General features: G+C 52.8%; 13 protein-coding genes. 4 read left to right on the top strand and 9 right to left on the bottom strand.

The genetic code is table 11. The features are described from left to right. Positions 1-2: 2 nt before the first annotated feature. From ispA to DFK18_RS09390, 3 genes are read right to left on the bottom strand one after another with little or no spacing between them, the layout of a single operon-like run. Positions 3-875: a (2E,6E)-farnesyl diphosphate synthase gene (ispA, locus tag DFK18_RS09380; protein ID WP_114418005.1), complete on the bottom strand. Its 873-nt coding sequence runs from the start codon at positions 873-875 to the stop codon at positions 3-5. Next, positions 872-1,129 carry an exodeoxyribonuclease VII small subunit gene (locus DFK18_RS09385; RefSeq protein WP_425451594.1) on the bottom strand — a complete coding sequence of 86 codons (258 nt, stop codon included), beginning with the start codon at positions 1,127-1,129 and terminating at the stop codon, positions 872-874. The genes ispA and DFK18_RS09385 overlap by 4 nt, the downstream gene beginning before the upstream one ends. Before the next feature lie 19 nt (positions 1,130-1,148). Further along, positions 1,149-2,546: an FAD-binding oxidoreductase gene (locus DFK18_RS09390; protein WP_114418007.1), complete on the bottom strand. Its 1,398-nt coding sequence runs from the start codon at positions 2,544-2,546 to the stop codon at positions 1,149-1,151. Between the two features lie 345 nt (positions 2,547-2,891). Between DFK18_RS09390 and serA the strand changes: the two genes are divergently transcribed. Next, positions 2,892-4,124, top strand: a complete 1,233-nt coding sequence (gene serA / locus DFK18_RS09395; RefSeq protein WP_114418008.1) for a phosphoglycerate dehydrogenase — start codon at positions 2,892-2,894, stop codon at positions 4,122-4,124. Positions 4,125-4,164: 40 nt separating this feature from the next. Here serA and DFK18_RS14500 read toward each other — a convergent pair whose 3' ends face one another. Together DFK18_RS14500 and DFK18_RS09400 are read right to left on the bottom strand one after the other, a co-directional pair. Further along, positions 4,165-4,338 carry a hypothetical protein gene (locus DFK18_RS14500; RefSeq protein ID WP_162299747.1) on the bottom strand — a complete coding sequence of 58 codons (174 nt, stop codon included), beginning with the start codon at positions 4,336-4,338 and terminating at the stop codon, positions 4,165-4,167. Positions 4,339-4,370: 32 nt separating this feature from the next. After that, positions 4,371-5,342, bottom strand: coding sequence for an alpha/beta hydrolase (locus DFK18_RS09400; RefSeq protein WP_114418009.1), 972 nt, complete (start codon positions 5,340-5,342; stop codon positions 4,371-4,373). Positions 5,343-5,525: 183 nt separating this feature from the next. Between DFK18_RS09400 and DFK18_RS09405 the strand changes: the two genes are divergently transcribed. After that, the gene (locus DFK18_RS09405; protein ID WP_114418010.1) at positions 5,526-7,694 is read left to right on the top strand and encodes a malate synthase G; all 2,169 of its coding nucleotides are present in this window, start codon (positions 5,526-5,528) and stop codon (positions 7,692-7,694) included. An 88-nt stretch (positions 7,695-7,782) separates the two neighbouring features. Here DFK18_RS09405 and crcB read toward each other — a convergent pair whose 3' ends face one another. Then, positions 7,783-8,175, bottom strand: coding sequence for a fluoride efflux transporter CrcB (gene crcB / locus DFK18_RS09410; protein WP_114418011.1), 393 nt, complete (start codon positions 8,173-8,175; stop codon positions 7,783-7,785). A 212-nt stretch (positions 8,176-8,387) separates the two neighbouring features. On the opposite strand from crcB, the gene DFK18_RS09415 reads away from it, so the two are divergent. Further along, positions 8,388-10,478 carry an ATP-binding protein gene (locus DFK18_RS09415; protein ID WP_114418012.1) on the top strand — a complete coding sequence of 697 codons (2,091 nt, stop codon included), beginning with the start codon at positions 8,388-8,390 and terminating at the stop codon, positions 10,476-10,478. Here the strand turns inward: DFK18_RS09415 and DFK18_RS09420 are convergent. From DFK18_RS09420 to acuR, 3 genes are all read right to left on the bottom strand, one after another. Beyond that, positions 10,475-12,103: a methyl-accepting chemotaxis protein gene (locus DFK18_RS09420; RefSeq protein WP_114418013.1), complete on the bottom strand. Its 1,629-nt coding sequence runs from the start codon at positions 12,101-12,103 to the stop codon at positions 10,475-10,477. The genes DFK18_RS09415 and DFK18_RS09420 overlap by 4 nt on opposite strands. Positions 12,104-12,317: 214 nt before the next feature. Then, a complete protein-coding gene (gene acuI / locus DFK18_RS09425) occupies positions 12,318-13,298 on the bottom strand; it encodes an acrylyl-CoA reductase (NADPH) (RefSeq protein ID WP_114418014.1) in 981 nt (326 codons plus the stop codon). Between the two features lie 51 nt (positions 13,299-13,349). Then, positions 13,350-13,982 (bottom strand): acrylate utilization transcriptional regulator AcuR, encoded by a 633-nt coding sequence (gene acuR / locus DFK18_RS09430; RefSeq protein ID WP_114418015.1) that lies wholly within the window; start codon positions 13,980-13,982, stop codon positions 13,350-13,352. Between the two features lie 546 nt (positions 13,983-14,528). Between acuR and DFK18_RS09435 the strand changes: the two genes are divergently transcribed. Beyond that, the gene (locus tag DFK18_RS09435; protein ID WP_114418016.1) at positions 14,529-16,733 is read left to right on the top strand and encodes a P-loop NTPase fold protein; all 2,205 of its coding nucleotides are present in this window, start codon (positions 14,529-14,531) and stop codon (positions 16,731-16,733) included. The last annotated feature ends 24 nt before the right edge of the window (positions 16,734-16,757 follow it).

The following is a 16,757-nucleotide window of genomic DNA, read 5'->3' on the forward strand; positions in this document are numbered from 1 at the left end:
AGTTAGTGGTCACGCTCAATACACCAATCAGCCAGCTCCAACAGGAAGGTCCAATCGCCCTCCAGCGGTTCCAGACTGGCCTTGGCTTCCCGGATCAGATCCTGGGCTTTTTGCTCGGCTCCGGTCAACCCCAGCAAGCCTGGATAGGTTGCCTTGTGATGCAGGGCATCGGCCCCGGTATTCTTGCCCAGGGTAGCGGCATCCCCTTTAACATCCAGAAGGTCATCCTGAACCTGGAAAGCCAGCCCCAGAGCAGAGGCATAGGCATCCAGGCGATCCAGTGTGGCCTGATCAGCTCCGGCGGCCAGACCACCCAGGCGTACGGCACAGCGGATCAAGGCACCGGTTTTGTGTCGGTGCAGGGTCTCCAATTGCGGCAAGGTTAGTGCCTGGCCTTCTGCCTGTAAATCCAACATTTGGCCACCCACCATACCTTGAGGGCCACTGGCTTGGGCCAGAGAAGCCAGCATGTCCAAAGCGGCGGGATGCTGACTGCCAGCCAGCACCTGAAAGGCCAGAGTCTGGAGAGCATCACCGGCAAGAATGGCCGTGGCTTCATCAAAGGCTTTATGACAGGTCGGTCGACCGCGACGCAGGTCATCATCATCCATGGCAGGCAGATCGTCATGGACCAGAGAATAGGCATGGATCAACTCGACCGCCATGGCCGGGGCATCGCCTACTTCAGCGTCAGCCCCCAGCGCCTGGGCCGTCGCATAAACCAGTAGGGGACGTAGGCGTTTACCACCATTAAGCAGACTGTAACTCAGCGCCTCCTGCAGGCGTGCATCCGGCCCCGCCTGTTGCAGCAAGGATTCCAGGCCAGAATCAACCCTTTGACGGCTGCTGGCCGCCAGATTATTCAAAAGCTTCATGCGTCCTGCGATCCCTGAATGTCCAGAGGTTCAAAACTCACATCTCCCTGAGCCTCCTGCAAGCGGCTGACTCTTTGCTCGGCTGCATTCAACAACTGCTGACAGGAGCGCGTAAGCTGCACCCCCCGCTCAAAAGCCTGCAAGGAAGCCTCTAGCGAAAGATCGCCAGCTTCCATACGGGTCACCAGTTGTTCCAGCTCCTGCAATTGCTGCTCAAAGTCCTGCTCGCCTGCCATGCTCGCGCCCTCATTCACGCTGTCTTTTCCTGCCCTATTACTTGAGATCCAGCACCTTACCGGGGTTCATAATATTGTCAGGATCAAACACCTGCTTGATGGCTTTCATATAAGCCAACTCCTGCTGGCTGCGGGTGAAATGCAGGAAATCCTTCTTGACCATACCCACACCATGTTCAGCCGAGACACTGCCACCATACTGCTGGGTAATGGCAAAGACCTTGTCACTGACGTGGTGGCACTTATCAAAGAAGGCATCCTTGTCCATATCCGCAGGCTTGAGGATATTCAGGTGCAGGTTGCCATCCCCGATATGACCGAACCAGACCACCTCAAAGTCCGGATAGGTTTCCTGGACAAAATCATCCACTTCCTTGAGGAATTCGGGAACCCGGGAGATAACTACGGAGAGGTCATTCTTGTAGGGGGTTTCATGGCTGATGGTTTCGGAAATAAATTCGCGCAGACTCCACAGACTCTGAGCCTGGGCTTCGCTCTGGCTGATAGCACCATCTTCCACCCAGCCTTCTTCCATGCATTTTTCAAAAACCTGCATGGCAGTATCCATCACGGCTTCGTTTTCCGCTTCAAATTCCAGCAGGGCATAGTAGTCAGTGCTGGAATCAAAAGGACGCTGCAGCTGATGATGGCGAGTGACTTTTTCCAGGGCATTTTCGGAGAAGAATTCAAAAGCGGTCAGATCCACTTCAGCCTGGAAGGCTTTGAGCACCTGCATGACATCCTGCATGCTGGGGGTTCCCAGAACCATGACGGTCAGATCCCGAGGTGGACGGGTCAGCTTGATGGTCGCCTCGGTGATAATTCCCAGCGTGCCTTCGGCACCGATAAACAGGTGACGCAGGTCATAGCCGGTGTTGTTCTTGATCAGGCCCTTGTTCAGCTCCAGCACTTCGCCTTCGCCGGTCACTACCTTGAGACCCAGCACCCAGTCACGGGTCATGCCGTATTTGATAACCTTGATCCCCCCGGCATTGGTGGAGATGTTGCCACCAATCTGGCTGGAGCCTGCAGACGCAAAATCCACCGGGTAGTAGAGCTCCTGTTCTTCAGCAAACTGTTGCAACTGCTCGGTGATCATGCCCGCTTGAACCGTCACACTGCGATCCACTGCATTAAAGTCAACGACCTTGTTCATATAATCCATAACGATGACCAGTTCGTCATTGGCCGCCACCGCACCAGCGGAAAGACCGGTACGCCCACCGGAGGGCACCAGGGCGATCTGGTTTTCACGGGCAAACTTGACCAGGGCCTGAACATCTTCAGTCGAGCGTGGAAAAGCAATGGCACGTGGACGCGGGGCATGTATCTTGGTCCAGTCACGCCCGTAGACTTCCAGGGCTTCACCGTCCAGGCGTACCTTATCGGCACCGATCTGCTCTTCGATTGCTTGTTTGATTTGCTCAGGTGTCATTATCTTCTCCGCTGTAAAGCCTTGCCTGCCCGACCAGCTATGAAACCTCAGATTAACTATTGCGCTTGATTATACTGTGTTGAAATTGACCTCTAAATGCTCATTTACCCGCTGTAAACTCCGCTTTTTCGTTCAATTCCGCCTTGTCTAACCGGCGCTCATCACGTTAATCAGAGGCTTCCTATCTATGTCATAATGAATAAAATACAGGTTAAAATTTAGCCATTTTCAGCTTAATACAGGCTAATTCTCTGGCCGGTTATGTTAACATAGCTTCTTTAAAGCTGGCTTGCTTGGTGCAAGTTTTTCCATCTGTCAGTCACCCCTATCACGGACTCTCGCTTCATGGCTAAAACCACTTCTCTGGATAAAAGCAAGATCAAGATCCTGCTGCTTGAAGGCGTTCACCAAACCGCAGTGGACAACTTCAAAGCCAATGGTTACACCAACATTGAATATCATCCCAAATCCCTGTCCGAGGCCGATCTGCTCAAGGCCGTGGAAGATGCTCACTTTATCGGCATCCGTTCGCGCACCCAGCTGACTGAAGAAGTCTTTGCTGCGGCCAAGAAGCTGGTCGCTGTTGGCTGCTTCTGCATCGGCACCAATCAGGTAGAGCTCTATTCAGCCCTGATTCGTGGCATCCCTGTTTTCAATGCGCCCTATTCCAATACCCGCTCCGTGGCGGAACTGGTTCTGGGTGAGATGATCATGCTGATGCGCGGCATTCCCCACAAGAGTGCTTCCTGCCACGAAGGTGGCTGGCTGAAATCAGCCGAGGGTAGCTATGAGCTGCGCGGCAAGAAGCTGGGTATTGTCGGCTACGGCAACATTGGCTCCCAGCTGTCTGTGCTGGCCGAAGGCCTGGGCATGGAAGTCTACTATTATGACGTGGTCACCAAGCTGGCTATGGGTAATGCCCACCAAGTGGAAACCCTGGATGAACTCCTGGGCATGTCCGATATCGTTTCTCTGCATGTTCCCGAACTGGAATCCACCCGCTGGATGATCACCGGTGAACAACTGCGCAAGATGAAACCCGGCGCTCACCTGATCAATGCTTCACGCGGCTCGGTCGTGGTGATCGAGGATCTGGCCGATGTTCTCAAGTCCAAGCATCTGGCCGGTGCTGCGATCGATGTCTTCCCGGTTGAGCCTCGCGGTAATGATGATGAGTTTGTCAGCCCTCTGCGCGGTCTCGACAATGTCATCCTGACACCGCATATCGGCGGCTCCACCCTGGAAGCCCAGGCCAATATCGGTAAGGAAGTCTCCGAGAAGTTGATTCGCTACAGTGATAACGGCACGACCACCTTTGCCGTCAACTTCCCGGAAGTCGCCCTGCCATCGCACCCCGGCAAGCATCGTCTGCTGCATATTCACGAGAATATTCCCGGCGTGCTTTCCGAAATCAACCGCGTGCTTTCCGAAAACGGCATCAACATCTGCAGCCAATACCTGCAGACCAATGAAAAAGTCGGCTACGTTGTTGTCGATGTCGATGTGGAATACAGCCAGCAGGCGCTGGAAGCGCTGAAGGATGTAAAAGGCACCATTCGCAGTCGCGTTCTCTTCTGATCAGAAGCTGCTATCTTGGAAGGTGCCAGGGAGGGTGCCTTTAGTTGACCTGCTGATCCAGGCGATCAGTGGCAGAACGATGATCTCTCTGCAAGCGGTCACTTCTTTCCTGCTGGGCTCTAGCTGCATCCTCTGCAGTCTGTTCAATACTGGAAGCACAACCAGTCAGGGCCAGAGCCGCCAAAACCAGACCCGCCATCAAATACTTTTTCATTGCTTATCTCCACACGAGTAAAAGGGCCATTGCTAAAAGGCTCTAGTATTTACATTTTCCAGCCAGAGGTCTAGGTGTTTAAACACTGCCTGGCGTCTTTTCTCTTCTTCATTCAACAACTGATGACCGGTATCGGGTAAGAGCACCACCTGGGCTTCGGGCAACAGCCTGTTCAAAACGCTCAGATTATACGACCAATCCACGGTGGTATCCCCCTCACCCTGGATAATCATGACTACCTCTCCACAGGGGGGGCTCTTTTCAATTCTTGGAATCCAGCGGGCCAGCGCCTTGACCCAGGTTAGTGAAAGACGCTGGGATTGCATGGGGTCCTTCTCCTTCACCAGCTGCAGGAATTCCTCATTATGGCAATTGGCCCGGTACTTACGTGGCAACTCCTTGAACAGAAGGCTCACCCAGGGCAGCCAGCGTCTTATACCCACCCAGCCCAGGGGATGAATCAGGGGCGCCAGCAGGGCCACAGCATCAAAACGCGGACGTGTCAGCAACTGCTCCAGGGCGATGGCACCCCCGGTGGAAAAACCCGTCACCAACCAGGGACGTGGGAAATCGCCCTGTTCCAATTCTTCAAGCAAGGCGGCCAGCAGCTGCTGATACAGGTTAAAATTCCGGATACTGGCCCGAGCACCGCTGGATAAGCCATGGCCGGGCAAATCCACCGCCAGATAGTGCAAACCCTTTTGCAGGGCCCACTGCTGCAAGCTGGGATAGAGCGCACCATGGTCATAGTAACCATGCAGATGCAAAAGCGTACCCGCTTGCGAAGTCTCAGTCTGTGGCCGGTAAGCCTGCAACCAGCAACGCAGGCCTTCGACTTCCACCCAACCTGCCTTGGCCTCTTTCACCGTGGGGGCCTCGGGTGTGGCCATTTTATAAAAATGCAGATACTCCAGCAGGTCTGCCGGCAGTTCTTTCTGCCACTGACGGTTAGCAAAAGAATCCGGCCATAAACGCAGTTGTACATGAAAAACAGGGGGCTGCATTCGGCTTCTTCTCTGTTCGTCTAAAGGCGGGTGTTTTTCCCGTTGAAATCCTGTATCTTCTTGCTTCAACAACTTGTAAGTTCCTGAAAATTTACTACAAAACTCGCCGTAATAGCGGTCAGTTTACAACAAATTCCTTCAGGTTACGTTATTGATCAACCCCCAAAAAAGAGGCGATTTTCCATGACCGATCGCGTTCAAGCAGGTGACTTACAGGTCGCCAAAGAACTTTACGACTTTGTTAATGAGAAAGCCATCCCAGGTAGTGGAGTTACAAGCGAAGCTTTCTGGTCCGGGCTGGATAAGCTGGTACACGAACTGGCACCCAAAAATCGCGAGCTTTTACAAAAGCGCGATGACCTGCAAAGCAAAATTGACACCTGGCACAAGCAGAATAAATTTGATTTTGCTGCCTATAAAGACTTCCTGAAAGAAATCGGCTACCTGCTGCCGGAAGGCGAAGCCTTCCAGGCCACCACGACCCAAGTCGATGATGAAATTGCCCGCCAGGCCGGCCCTCAGCTAGTGGTTCCTGTTACCAACGCTCGCTTTGCTCTGAATGCCGCCAATGCACGCTGGGGCAGCCTCTATGATGCTCTCTATGGCACCGATGCCCTGCCTGAAGACGGCGGCGCTGAAAAGGGCCCCGGTTACAACCCCGTGCGCGGTGAAAAGGTTATTGCTTTTGCACGCGATTTTCTGGACCAGAGCGCACCCCTGGCCCAGGGCAGCCACAAGGACTCCACTGGTTACCAACTGGTGGACGGTCAACTGCAGGTCAGCCTGAAAGACGGTAGCACCACCGGTCTGAAAGACGCTGACCAGCTGCTCGGTTATACCGGCGATGCCTCAGCACCCAGCGGCATCCTCTTCCAGCATCACGGCCTGCACTTTGAACTGCAGATTGATCCCAGTCACCACATCGGTCAAACCGACCCTGCCGGCGTCAAGGATCTGCTGATGGAAGCGGCCTTGACCGCCATCATGGACTGCGAGGATTCCGTTGCTGCCGTTGATGCCGAAGACAAGGTACTGGCTTACAGCAACTGGCTGGGCCTGATGCAGGGCAACCTGGAAGAAGACGTCAGCAAGGGCGGCAAGACCTTTACCCGCACCATGAATGCCGACCGCGAATACACGGGTGTCGATGGTCAGCCGGTGAAGCTGCATGGCCGCTCCCTGATGTTTGTACGTAACGTCGGCCACCTGATGACCAACCCAGCGGTTCTGCTCAAGGACGGTTCGGAAATCCCCGAGGGTATTCTTGACTGTGCCGTAACCAGTCTGGCGGCCAAGCATGATCTGCTCGGCAACAGCCGTCTGAACAACTCGCGCACCGGCAGTGTTTATATTGTTAAGCCCAAGATGCACGGCCCTGAAGAAGTGGCCTTCTCCAACGAGCTGTTCGCCAAGGTCGAAGACCTCCTGGGCCTGGAGCGCTTTACCCTGAAAATGGGCATCATGGATGAAGAGCGCCGCACAACCATTAACCTGAAAGAATGCATTCGCGCCGCCAAGGAAAGGGTCGTCTTCATCAACACCGGCTTCCTGGATCGCACTGGTGACGAGATGCACACCTCCATGGAAGCAGGCCCCATGATTCGCAAGGGCGACATGAAGACCTCTGCCTGGATTCAAGCCTATGAACAGTGGAACGTGGACATCGGACTGGAATGCGGACTCAAGGGCCGTGCCCAGATCGGTAAAGGCATGTGGCCCATGCCCGATCTGATGGGTGAAATGCTCAAACAGAAAATCGGTCACGCCAAATCCGGCGCCAACACCGCCTGGGTTCCTTCGCCCACGGCAGCAACCCTCCACTCCCTGCATTACCACCAGGTCAATGTTGCTGAAGTTCAGGAGAAACTGAAGTCGCGGACCCGTGCCAATCTGGATGCTATTCTGACCATTCCGGTCGCGGAAAATCCCAGCTGGTCTGCTGAAGAAATCCAGCAGGAACTGGACAACAATGCCCAGGGTATTCTCGGCTATGTGGTTCGCTGGATCGACCAGGGCGTGGGCTGCTCCAAGGTGCCCGACATCAACAACGTCGGCTTGATGGAAGACCGCGCCACTCTGCGTATCTCCAGCCAACACATTGCCAACTGGCTGCATCACGGTATCTGCAGTGAAGAGCAGGTTATCGAAACGCTGCAGCGCATGGCCAAGGTAGTGGACGAGCAGAATGCCGGTGATCCTGCCTACCAGCCCATGCACGGCAACTTTGATCAGTCCATCGCCTTCCAGGCGGCCAAGGAACTGGTGATTGAAGGCTGCGCCCAGCCCAGTGGTTACACTGAGCCGGTTCTGCACCGCCGCCGTCTGGAGTTGAAAGCCCAGGCAGCTCAGTAAGTAGTTTGCAAACCAAACCGGGCCTTCAGGGCCCGGTTTTTTTATCTGGTAAGAGCGTTAGGCAGCCCCGGAAGTCATCACCTGGCTTCTAGGCTAGAGCACGAAGACCATTAAAGGTCCAAACCCCGGCAAACGTCATGATCAGACTGCCGAGCAGATGCAAGGCTGTGGCCGAGAAAGCCCAACCCCAGCGCCCTTCCTGCAACAGGTAAACAACTTCTGCAGAAAAAGTGGAGAAGGTGGTCAGCCCTCCAAGCAGGCCGGTGACCAGAAGCAGCCGCCATTCCGGTGATAGCTGGGGATGCTGAGCAAAAAAGGCCAGGGCCAGACCAATCAAATAGCCCCCGGCAAGATTGGCCAGAAGAGTGCCCAGCGGGAGAGTCGCCAGGCTGGCATTGAATTTGAGCGCCAGCCACCAGCGCACCAACGCACCCATACCGGCACCCGTCGCTACAGCAAAAGCCGAAAGGGGTAAATTCATAAGCAGATTCGCATCCCGATTCAACAACTAAAAAATCATTATGACGCCAACCTCAGCTAAGATAAACTCAGTTCATGTGGATACCGATGAATCTCAGCGGGTTATAAGTTGGTGAGATAACAAGAACTGAACTAGCCTTGCAACAACCAACAACTCCTTTGAACACCCATCATCCCGAGCCAGTTATTCGATCAGCCGGTTAAAAGTTTTGTATGCATAAATGGACCCTGCTAACCCGCATGAATGAAGGCACCCAGTTTTCCCGCCTTCTGCTACCACTATTGATTTTCTGCTGGTTGCTGTCCAGCTTGCTCCTGCTGCATACCTATCGCACGTCTGTTGAAGGTTATAAAGAAGAAGCCATCAATCGCAGCGAACAACACACCCAGGCCCTACTGGAACTGCAAAAATCCCTGGTCGTGGCCAAATTGCAGGAAATGCAGAGAGTCCTGCTGGCAATAGAGCAGGTCATTAACACCACCCAGCTAACCGACGACCAACTCAAGAAAGCCATGCTAGCCCGCAAGGCGCCCAGCCCCGAAATCCTGGCCTTGATCTGGCTGGATGCCGAAGGCCAGACTCGAGTTTTCAGCCGCCCCAATGAAAACCCGGACCTATCGGATCGACGCTATTTCACCTGGCATCAGCAACACCACGAATCCAATCGCATTTTTCTATCCAAACCGCTGGTTTCGCGCAGCAATGAACAGTTGCCTTTTGTAGCCCTGAGCAAACCTTTGCATACGCCTGAGGGTGAATTTGATGGTGTCCTGGCTTTGGCCATCGATCTTGAAGCCCTGGCCAGTGACCTACGTGGACTGGTCAACCGTGAAGGCGCTCATGCGACAGTTATGGCCCACCTGGATGGAGAGATCTATTTTCGCTTGCCTTGGCTGGCCTCGGCACCGACTCAAAATTCTCCCGTTTTGGCTCAGCATCAGGGGCCGGTTGAAGCCAACCATTTAACCCGCATCACCTCACCCTTCGATCAGAAGGTGCGGCAACTGGCTTACGGACGAGTTAACGGCTGGCCGCTGGTGGTGTTTATCTCCGAAAACCTGGAACCGACCCTGGCGGATATTGCTCTCTACCGGGAGCAGGAAGCCTGGCGCTGGGGAGCGGCTTTTATTCTTGCCAGCTTCTTGTTTCTCGGTCTTTCCCGGGTTATTCATCAGCGCCACAAGACCCTGGTCACCCTGATTGAAAAGGAAGAGCGCTACCGCCTGGCCAAGGAAGCCGCCGGTATTGGTGTCTGGGATCTGCGCGTGGATAGCGGCGAGCTAACCTGGGATCAACAAACCTGGCAACAACTGGGCTATGCAGTGGATGCCTTTGCCCTCAATGATCAGGCCTGGTATGCCTTGGTTCACCCCGAAGACCTGCCCGGAGTGATGCAAACCACCAGAGAGCGCATCCGCAACAACCAGCCTTTTGAAGTGGAATACCGCGCCCTGACCGCAAGCGGCCAGTGGCAATGGCAACAGGCACGGGGACAGGTGGTGGATTACACCCACGAAGGGCGCCCTCAGAGAATTCTGGGTACCAGCCTGACCATTCAGAAGCGCAAGGATGCTGAACAGCAACTCCAGAATCAGGCTGCAGCTCTTCAGGCCTCGAACGAAGAACTGGAACAGTTTGCTTATGTGGCTTCGCACGACCTGCGCCAACCCCTGCGTATGATTCGCAGCTATACTGACCTGGTCAACAAGCGGCTGGAACAGCATCTGGACAAGGATACTCGTCTGTTTATGCATTTTATCCGGGATGGTGCCCAACGTATGGACATGATGCTGGTATCCCTGCTGGAGTACTCCCGTGTCGGACGCAAAGGCGAACCCCTGGCCGAAGTCGATATCCGCCAACTGGCCGAAGAAGCCCTCAACTATCTGAGCCCCAGCATTCGTGATAGCGGTGCAGCTATCCACTTCCGGGGGCACTGGCCCGAACAGCTACTGGCTAGCGGCAATGAAATCGTTCGCCTCTTCCAGAACCTGGTCAGCAATGCCCTCAAGTACCAGCCCGCTGATCAGCAGCCCGAAATAGAGATCTCTGCTGATGAGCGCGAAGACACCTGGTTCTTTCGTGTCCGGGATAATGGCATCGGCATCTCTGAAGACCAGTCACAACGCCTGTTCAAGGTATTCCAACGCCTGCACAGCCGGGATGAATATGAAGGCACAGGGGTTGGCCTGGCCATTTGCCGCAAGATCGTGGAGCGCCATGGCGGCAAGATCTGGATCGAATCAGAAGGAAATGGCCAGGGCAGCGTTTTCTGCTTCACCCTGGCCAAGACTCCCGCTTAAACGCGGAAGCGTTTGACGCTTTCCTGCAGTGTCAGCGCCAGCGATGACAGAGCCTGGCTGGCTGTGACTGTCTGCTGCATGCCACTGGCAGCTTCTTCAGAAGCAGCGGTGATACTGCTGAAATTACGATTAATTTCTTCAGCCACGGCCGACTGCTCTTCTGTAGCACTGGCAATCTGGGTATTCATGTCGTTAATTGCCGAGACGGAATTTTCAATCACACCCAGAGAATCTCCAGCACGACGTGCCTGCGCAACACTTTCAGCAGCTTTCTGGCGTCCCTGCTCCATTACTTCTACGGCGCCCTGAGCGCTAGTCTGCATCCGCTCAATTCGCTGCTGAATATCCCGTGTGGAGTCCTGGGTCCGGCTGGCAAGGGCTCTGACCTCATCCGCCACCACAGCAAATCCACGTCCATGCTCACCGGCGCGCGCCGCTTCAATGGCCGCATTCAGCGCCAGCAGGTTGGTCTGCTCGGCAATATTCTCAATCACTTCCATTACCGTGCCGATTTCCGTACTGTCAGCTGATAGCTGGTCGATGACCTCACCGGCTTTTTCCACCTGGGCAGCCAGTTCATTGATACTGGCCAGGGTCTGCTTGACCTCTTCACCCCCGGACAGGGTTTCACGGGTTGCTGTACGAGCCAACTGGGCGGCTTCTGCTGTGTGACCGGCCACTTCCTGAACCGTGGCTGACATCTGATTGATGGCTGCAGCCCCCTGTTCAGTCTGTTCACGCTGACTTTCCGTCAATTCTTGGTTACGCCCGGCGGTAGCTTGCAGCTGTTCAGCTGATGCGGCCAGTTTGTTGGCTGTCTGGGTCACGCCCTGGATAATGCCGGCCAGTTGCTGACTCATACTGGCGACGGCACCCATGATGCTATCCGGATAACGACTGGGAATCTGCTGGGTGAGATCGCCTTCTGCCACCTGGCGGATAATCCGTGCGGCTACTTCCGGCTCTCCCCCGATCATGCGGGTCAAACGGGAAACCAGACGATGACTGACCAGCACCCCGATGACCAGAGCCACTGCAGCCACGATTAGCATCAGAGTCTGAAAACCACCGGTTTCTTCGCGCACATAGCTGACATCTTCCTGAATCTGCTCTTCCTGATAGTCGATAAAGGCATTGACGGCTGCCAACCAGGCTGTATAGGCGGGGGAAACTTCATCCAGCACAAAGTCACGAGCCTGCTGCTGACGCCCCTCGGCAAGAAGATCACGAGTGTTTTGGGTCAAGGCCTGGGTCCTGGTCTCGATGACCTCGATTTGTGCCAGTAGGTCTTTTTCTTTCTGGGTTACCTTGGCAGAGCGGGAAAAAAGCCGCTCCATACCCTGGGCTGCCTCCTGGTAGTAGGCATCCAGTTCGTCGATCTGCTGCCAGAATTGCTGCTGTTGCTGCGGCCTGGTTACCAGAACGGCATCACGAATGGCGATGGCGCGATCATGGACACTACCGCGAAAATTGATCGCAAATCTTTGTTTGCGAGTATCCACGTCATTCACCTGGGTCAAGGTCGAATCGACCACGCTGACCTTGAAGACCCCGACCAGAGTGATAACAATAATCATTAACATTATCAGGCCGAAGCCCAGATATAGTCTTTGTGCAATGGTCATAGGTACACCTAATTAGGGTTAGGGAGCTGCTGATTTACCTTATGAGCGCAGAATCAACCAGCGCAAGGGGTTGATCAGAGGTTTCAAAGGAATCAATTTGAAATCAATAATTAGGATAACCTATCCATAAAAAATAAGTAGCAAAAAATATCTATCAATAGATTAAGCTTTGCCTATCAACCTCAAGCCCTCCCTGGCTTGGGTCTGCAATACATTAATCCAGCTTGACCACCACCCGGCCACGGACCTGACCGGCCAGCAGATCTGAAGCTGTATCCACGGCTTCTTCCAGGCTGATACTGCGAGTGATGGCATCCAACTGCTCTGGCTTGAGCAGTTCACCCAAACGCTGCCAGGCTTCAATCCGGTCAGCCTTGGGTCGCATCACGCTATCAATACCAGCCAGGGTAACGCCGCGCAGAATGAAGGGAGCCACGCTCGCAGGCAGATCCATCCCCTGGGCCAGACCACAGGCTGCCACGGTGCCACCGTAGCGAGTGGAGGCCAGAACATTAGCCAGGGTATGACTGCCAACGGAATCCACAGCACCCGCCCAGCGTTCTTTGCCCAGAGGACGACCCGGTTCGGAAAGCTCCTTGCGATCAATAATGTCCTGAGCACCCAGCTCGCGCAGGTAATCAGCTTCCTCGGGACGCCCCGTGGAAGCCACCACGCGATAGCCCAGCTGGCTCAATAGAGCGATGGCATAGCTACCGACACCGCCATTGGCACCTGTAACCAGAATATCACCCTGATCAGGGGTTACACCCTGACGCTCAAGCGCCAAGACACAGAGCATGGCCGTGTAACCGGCCGTCCCGATAGCCATACACTGTTCAGCGGTAAAAGCTTCGGGTTTGGGAATCAGCCAATCAGCATCCAGGCGAGCTTTTTCAGCCAGGCCACCCCAGTGCTTTTCACCCACACCCCAGCCATTCAGGAGCACCGCATCACCCTTTTTAAATTCATCACTGGTGGATTCTTCCACCTCGCCGACCAGATCAATGCCCGGCACCATGGGGAAGCTGCGCACGACCGGACCCTTGCCGGTAATCGCCAGACCATCCTTGTAGTTCAGCGTACTGGCCTGAACCCTTAGGGTGACATTGCCCTCAGGCAACTGGGATTCTTCCAGCGTCTGCACACTGGCTTTCTGCCCGTCTTCGGTTTTTTCAATCAGAATACCTTTAAACATCTGTTGTCTCCTCTATTTTAGACCGATCGTCTAGTAAATAACCGCAAAAAACTATCGGGGCAGCCCCTGCAGATAAGCGGTCAAAAAAGTAGTGAGTGGCCGGGGCGAAGCTTCCAGCCGCGCCCGCATGACTGCGCCTTCCCAGCCAATCCAGAAAGCCTCTGCCAGCAGGCGAGTATCAGCCCCTTCGGCCAAGTCTCCTTTAACCTTAGCGGCTTCCAGACAGGCTGCCAGTTTTTTTTGCCAGGACTCCAGAATAGCCGTCAGCAGACTGCGATAGTCCTCGGGCAAGAGACTGACTTCCTGCCCCAGATTGCCCACCAGGCAACCACGGCGATAATCATGGCGCTGCATGCCAGCGGCCGCATCCTCGACAAAATCCTGGATACGCTCCAAGGGCGGACGGGCGTCATTGAGCAGATGACGATCCAGCTTGCGGGCGAAATAGGCACCATAGTGCTCCAGTACCGCTCGGCCAAAGGCATCCTTACTGGCAAAGTAATAATAGAAAGATCCCTTGGGAACCCCTACCCGGCGTAGGATGGCATCCAGCCCCGAGGCAAAGAAACCCTGTTCCGTGAGCAACTCTGTTCCACTGCGGATCAGCGCTGCACGGGTATCTTCATCACTAGCGGGCTGTTTTCTGGGACGCCCGCGCCGGGGTTGGGAAGCTGAATTTTGCATAACGACGAATATAGACCGGTCGTCTATAAAATGCAAACCGCAGAACAGGCACTTTTTGCAGCCATAAAAAAAGCCTGCTAAAGCAGGCTCTTAGAGCATTATCTTTACATGACACTCTCAGGTGCATTTCAGAAGGGTTAGGTTTACCTGGTATCTTTCTAAAATCATGTAGGCACCTTCTTTTCTAGTCATTTGTCTTACAACTAATAATTTAGTAAAGAATTTAGTAAAGATCAAGGATCTTTTACCTTTTTTTTCTTAACACCATTAGAACATGCTTTCCTAGAGCTGCGATTTCACCGTGACACAAATGCAGTGGACTGCTTGAATCCCGATTGTGACATAGGTAACGATCTCAATCGTTGGATTTTCCATTACCTAAGTGACACCCAGCTAAACCAAATCAAGGCAAGTGTCAGGCAGCGTCGCAACAGAGAAAGACATCCCGACAAAATCAGGTATCGATTCCAGGCTGGTTTCTGATTAATCTGGTCAGTAGTTCCAACCCAAATGCATGCTTTACAAAAACTTTTTACTGGATAACTGATGACTACAATTTTGGATACTGACCGTGCACTTGAAGACAAAGAAAAAGACCAATTCGGCTTCGTTGGTATGGCTAAAAAGCTTGCCCCTTCAATCGTTCAAGCATCTAAAGGTGATGGCATAGTCATTGGGCTAGAAGGCCCCTGGGGCTCAGGAAAAACGTCACTTTTAAACTTTCTTCGTGCTGAGCTTGCTGCTAACGATGGTGAAAATGTTCATACAATTACAATTGCTCCATGGTTGAACGGAGATTCTTCACCGCTGGTTTCAGCTTTACTAGACCCGATGGCAGCAATATTAGATAGCCAAATCGCTGCCAATAGTTGCAGCACTGCGGGCAGATTGAAAGAAAGTGTGACTACAGCCAGCCAACTGATACGCACCTATGGTTCTAAAACAGCCCGCAGCATCTCTTCCCTTGCTGCAATTGCTGGATACTTTGCTCCTGGAGCCCAAGCAGTTAAAGGTGTTTCAGATGCAGTCGCCAACGCAGCAGATCAATTATCAACTCCAGTACCCGCCCTTCCCGAGTTAAAGCATGAAATAGCAGAAAAAATTAAAGACCTCGATATTGGGTTTGTTGTCATTCTTGACGATCTTGACCGCCTTGAACCTGAGCAAGCGGTTGAGGTTGTTCGACTTGTTCGCTCTGTTGCTGATTTCCCAAGAGTCGCTTACCTGATGTGCTATGACCGTGAAGTTTTGGCTCAAGCACTTGAGAGCGGCCTTAAAGTCTCAGACGGCGATCTTTACCTTCAGAAAATAGTGCAACTCACTTTCAACCTTCCTCTTCCTGAGCCATTCGATCTTCGCTCTAATTTTCTGGATGAAGCTATAGCTATCTACGGTGAAATAACGGGTAAGCATATAGAGGGAAAACTACTCAACGACTTAAGATCGGCTGTTGACAGAGTGGGCATGGGATTATCAACGCCTCGTGAAGTTAAGCTTGCCTTGAATAGCATTCGTTTCGTATATCCACAGGTCACAGATGATGTATATTTCCCTGATTTTTGCCGATTGCACTTGATAAAAACCACAAACTACAAGTTATATCAGTGGCTTGAGAGTTACCTTTCGTTACGCTCTGTTTTGGTCACGGGGGATGCGAAAATTTCAAATGATGAAAGGGAAGAAATAGGGAAAGAGTTAAAAATACTATTACCTTCAGAAAGCATAGATTCAGGCAATTCTATTTGGAACTTAAAACGTTTCATTCCTGGTCTCGAAAATTCGGATGAAGACGACAAACGAGTATTCGCCTCTACCAATCCTTCCAGCATTAAAGATGCTATAGAGCTAAAGCGCCTTGGCAGTCCGCTACATTATCGGTTTTATTTTGCGCTGACCGGCCCAAAAACTGTAATGCCAGACAATGAATTTGACGGCCTATTAGAGCTGGCTCGCTCAGACCCTGCTCATTTAACCGCCTGTCTTGACGAACTAGCTATGGAGCGCCGAACAACTGGCAGAACATGGTTTGAACATGTACTAAATCGGCTAGATGACCAGCTTTTATCAGATCTTGACGAGAAGCAGCTGCTTGGCATCGTCCAAGCACTGTCTGACATGATGGATGTAGCAATAAAAGAAGATGGCGGACACCGTGCATTTGCTATTTCACTTAGTGGCATTGCCATTCAAGTTGCAGAAAAATGCTTAAAGCAGTTGAGCGAATTGAATCCGAGCAGTCCGCTTGAGGCTATTGAATATATGGCAAGTGAAGGAAAAGCCATCAATTGGTTAGTTGGAGAGTTCTTCAGGTTTCAGCTTATCGCTCATGGAAAAATAGGAAAGGAAGCCCAAAGACCAGAACAGTGGGCAATCTCCAACGCCATCCTGGATAAAGCAATCACTATCCTGAAAGAACGTCTCAATTCGCAAGATACAAAAGAGCAAATACCCTGTTTGCCCGACATTTCTGCCTATTTGTATGGCTGGATGAACATAACCAATGATGACCAAGCTGTTGTAGCCTGGACTAGAGAATACAGCCAGAATGACGAAGGCTTTCTTCGTATCCTAAATCACCTGAGAGGCTGGGTAATGAGCGACAAGGTTTACTACCCTCTTGCTAAAAGCAATGTTATTCGTTTTTTTGATTGGGATGATGCAATTACCCGATTAGAACACATGAAAGATGGCGAGTTCGCTGATGAAGCCAAAGACCTTTTAACGGCGATTGAACAGTCCCGAGATTTTTAGTGGTCAATCAACTAAGCGCCTCGC

It is taken from the genome of Marinospirillum perlucidum (assembly GCF_003336805.1).
Classification (GTDB): domain Bacteria; phylum Pseudomonadota; class Gammaproteobacteria; order Pseudomonadales; family Halomonadaceae; genus Marinospirillum; species Marinospirillum perlucidum.

Bases quoted from the DNA above. Each gene is read 5' to 3' on its own strand.
- ispA (WP_114418005.1), bottom strand. From the start codon at position 875: ATGAAGCTTTTGAATAATCTGGCGGCCAGCAGCCGTCAAAGGGTTGAT.
- DFK18_RS09390 (WP_114418007.1), bottom strand. From the start codon at position 2,546: ATGACACCTGAGCAAATCAAACAAGCAATCGAAGAGCAGATCGGTGCC.
- serA (WP_114418008.1), top strand. From the start codon at position 2,892: ATGGCTAAAACCACTTCTCTGGATAAAAGCAAGATCAAGATCCTGCTG.
- DFK18_RS14500 (WP_162299747.1), bottom strand. From the start codon at position 4,338: ATGAAAAAGTATTTGATGGCGGGTCTGGTTTTGGCGGCTCTGGCCCTG.
- DFK18_RS09400 (WP_114418009.1), bottom strand. From the start codon at position 5,342: ATGCAGCCCCCTGTTTTTCATGTACAACTGCGTTTATGGCCGGATTCT.
- DFK18_RS09405 (WP_114418010.1), top strand. From the start codon at position 5,526: ATGACCGATCGCGTTCAAGCAGGTGACTTACAGGTCGCCAAAGAACTT.
- crcB (WP_114418011.1), bottom strand. From the start codon at position 8,175: ATGAATTTACCCCTTTCGGCTTTTGCTGTAGCGACGGGTGCCGGTATG.
- DFK18_RS09415 (WP_114418012.1), top strand. From the start codon at position 8,388: ATGCATAAATGGACCCTGCTAACCCGCATGAATGAAGGCACCCAGTTT.
- DFK18_RS09420 (WP_114418013.1), bottom strand. From the start codon at position 12,103: ATGACCATTGCACAAAGACTATATCTGGGCTTCGGCCTGATAATGTTA.
- acuI (WP_114418014.1), bottom strand. From the start codon at position 13,298: ATGTTTAAAGGTATTCTGATTGAAAAAACCGAAGACGGGCAGAAAGCC.
- acuR (WP_114418015.1), bottom strand. From the start codon at position 13,982: ATGCAAAATTCAGCTTCCCAACCCCGGCGCGGGCGTCCCAGAAAACAG.
- DFK18_RS09435 (WP_114418016.1), top strand. From the start codon at position 14,529: ATGACTACAATTTTGGATACTGACCGTGCACTTGAAGACAAAGAAAAA.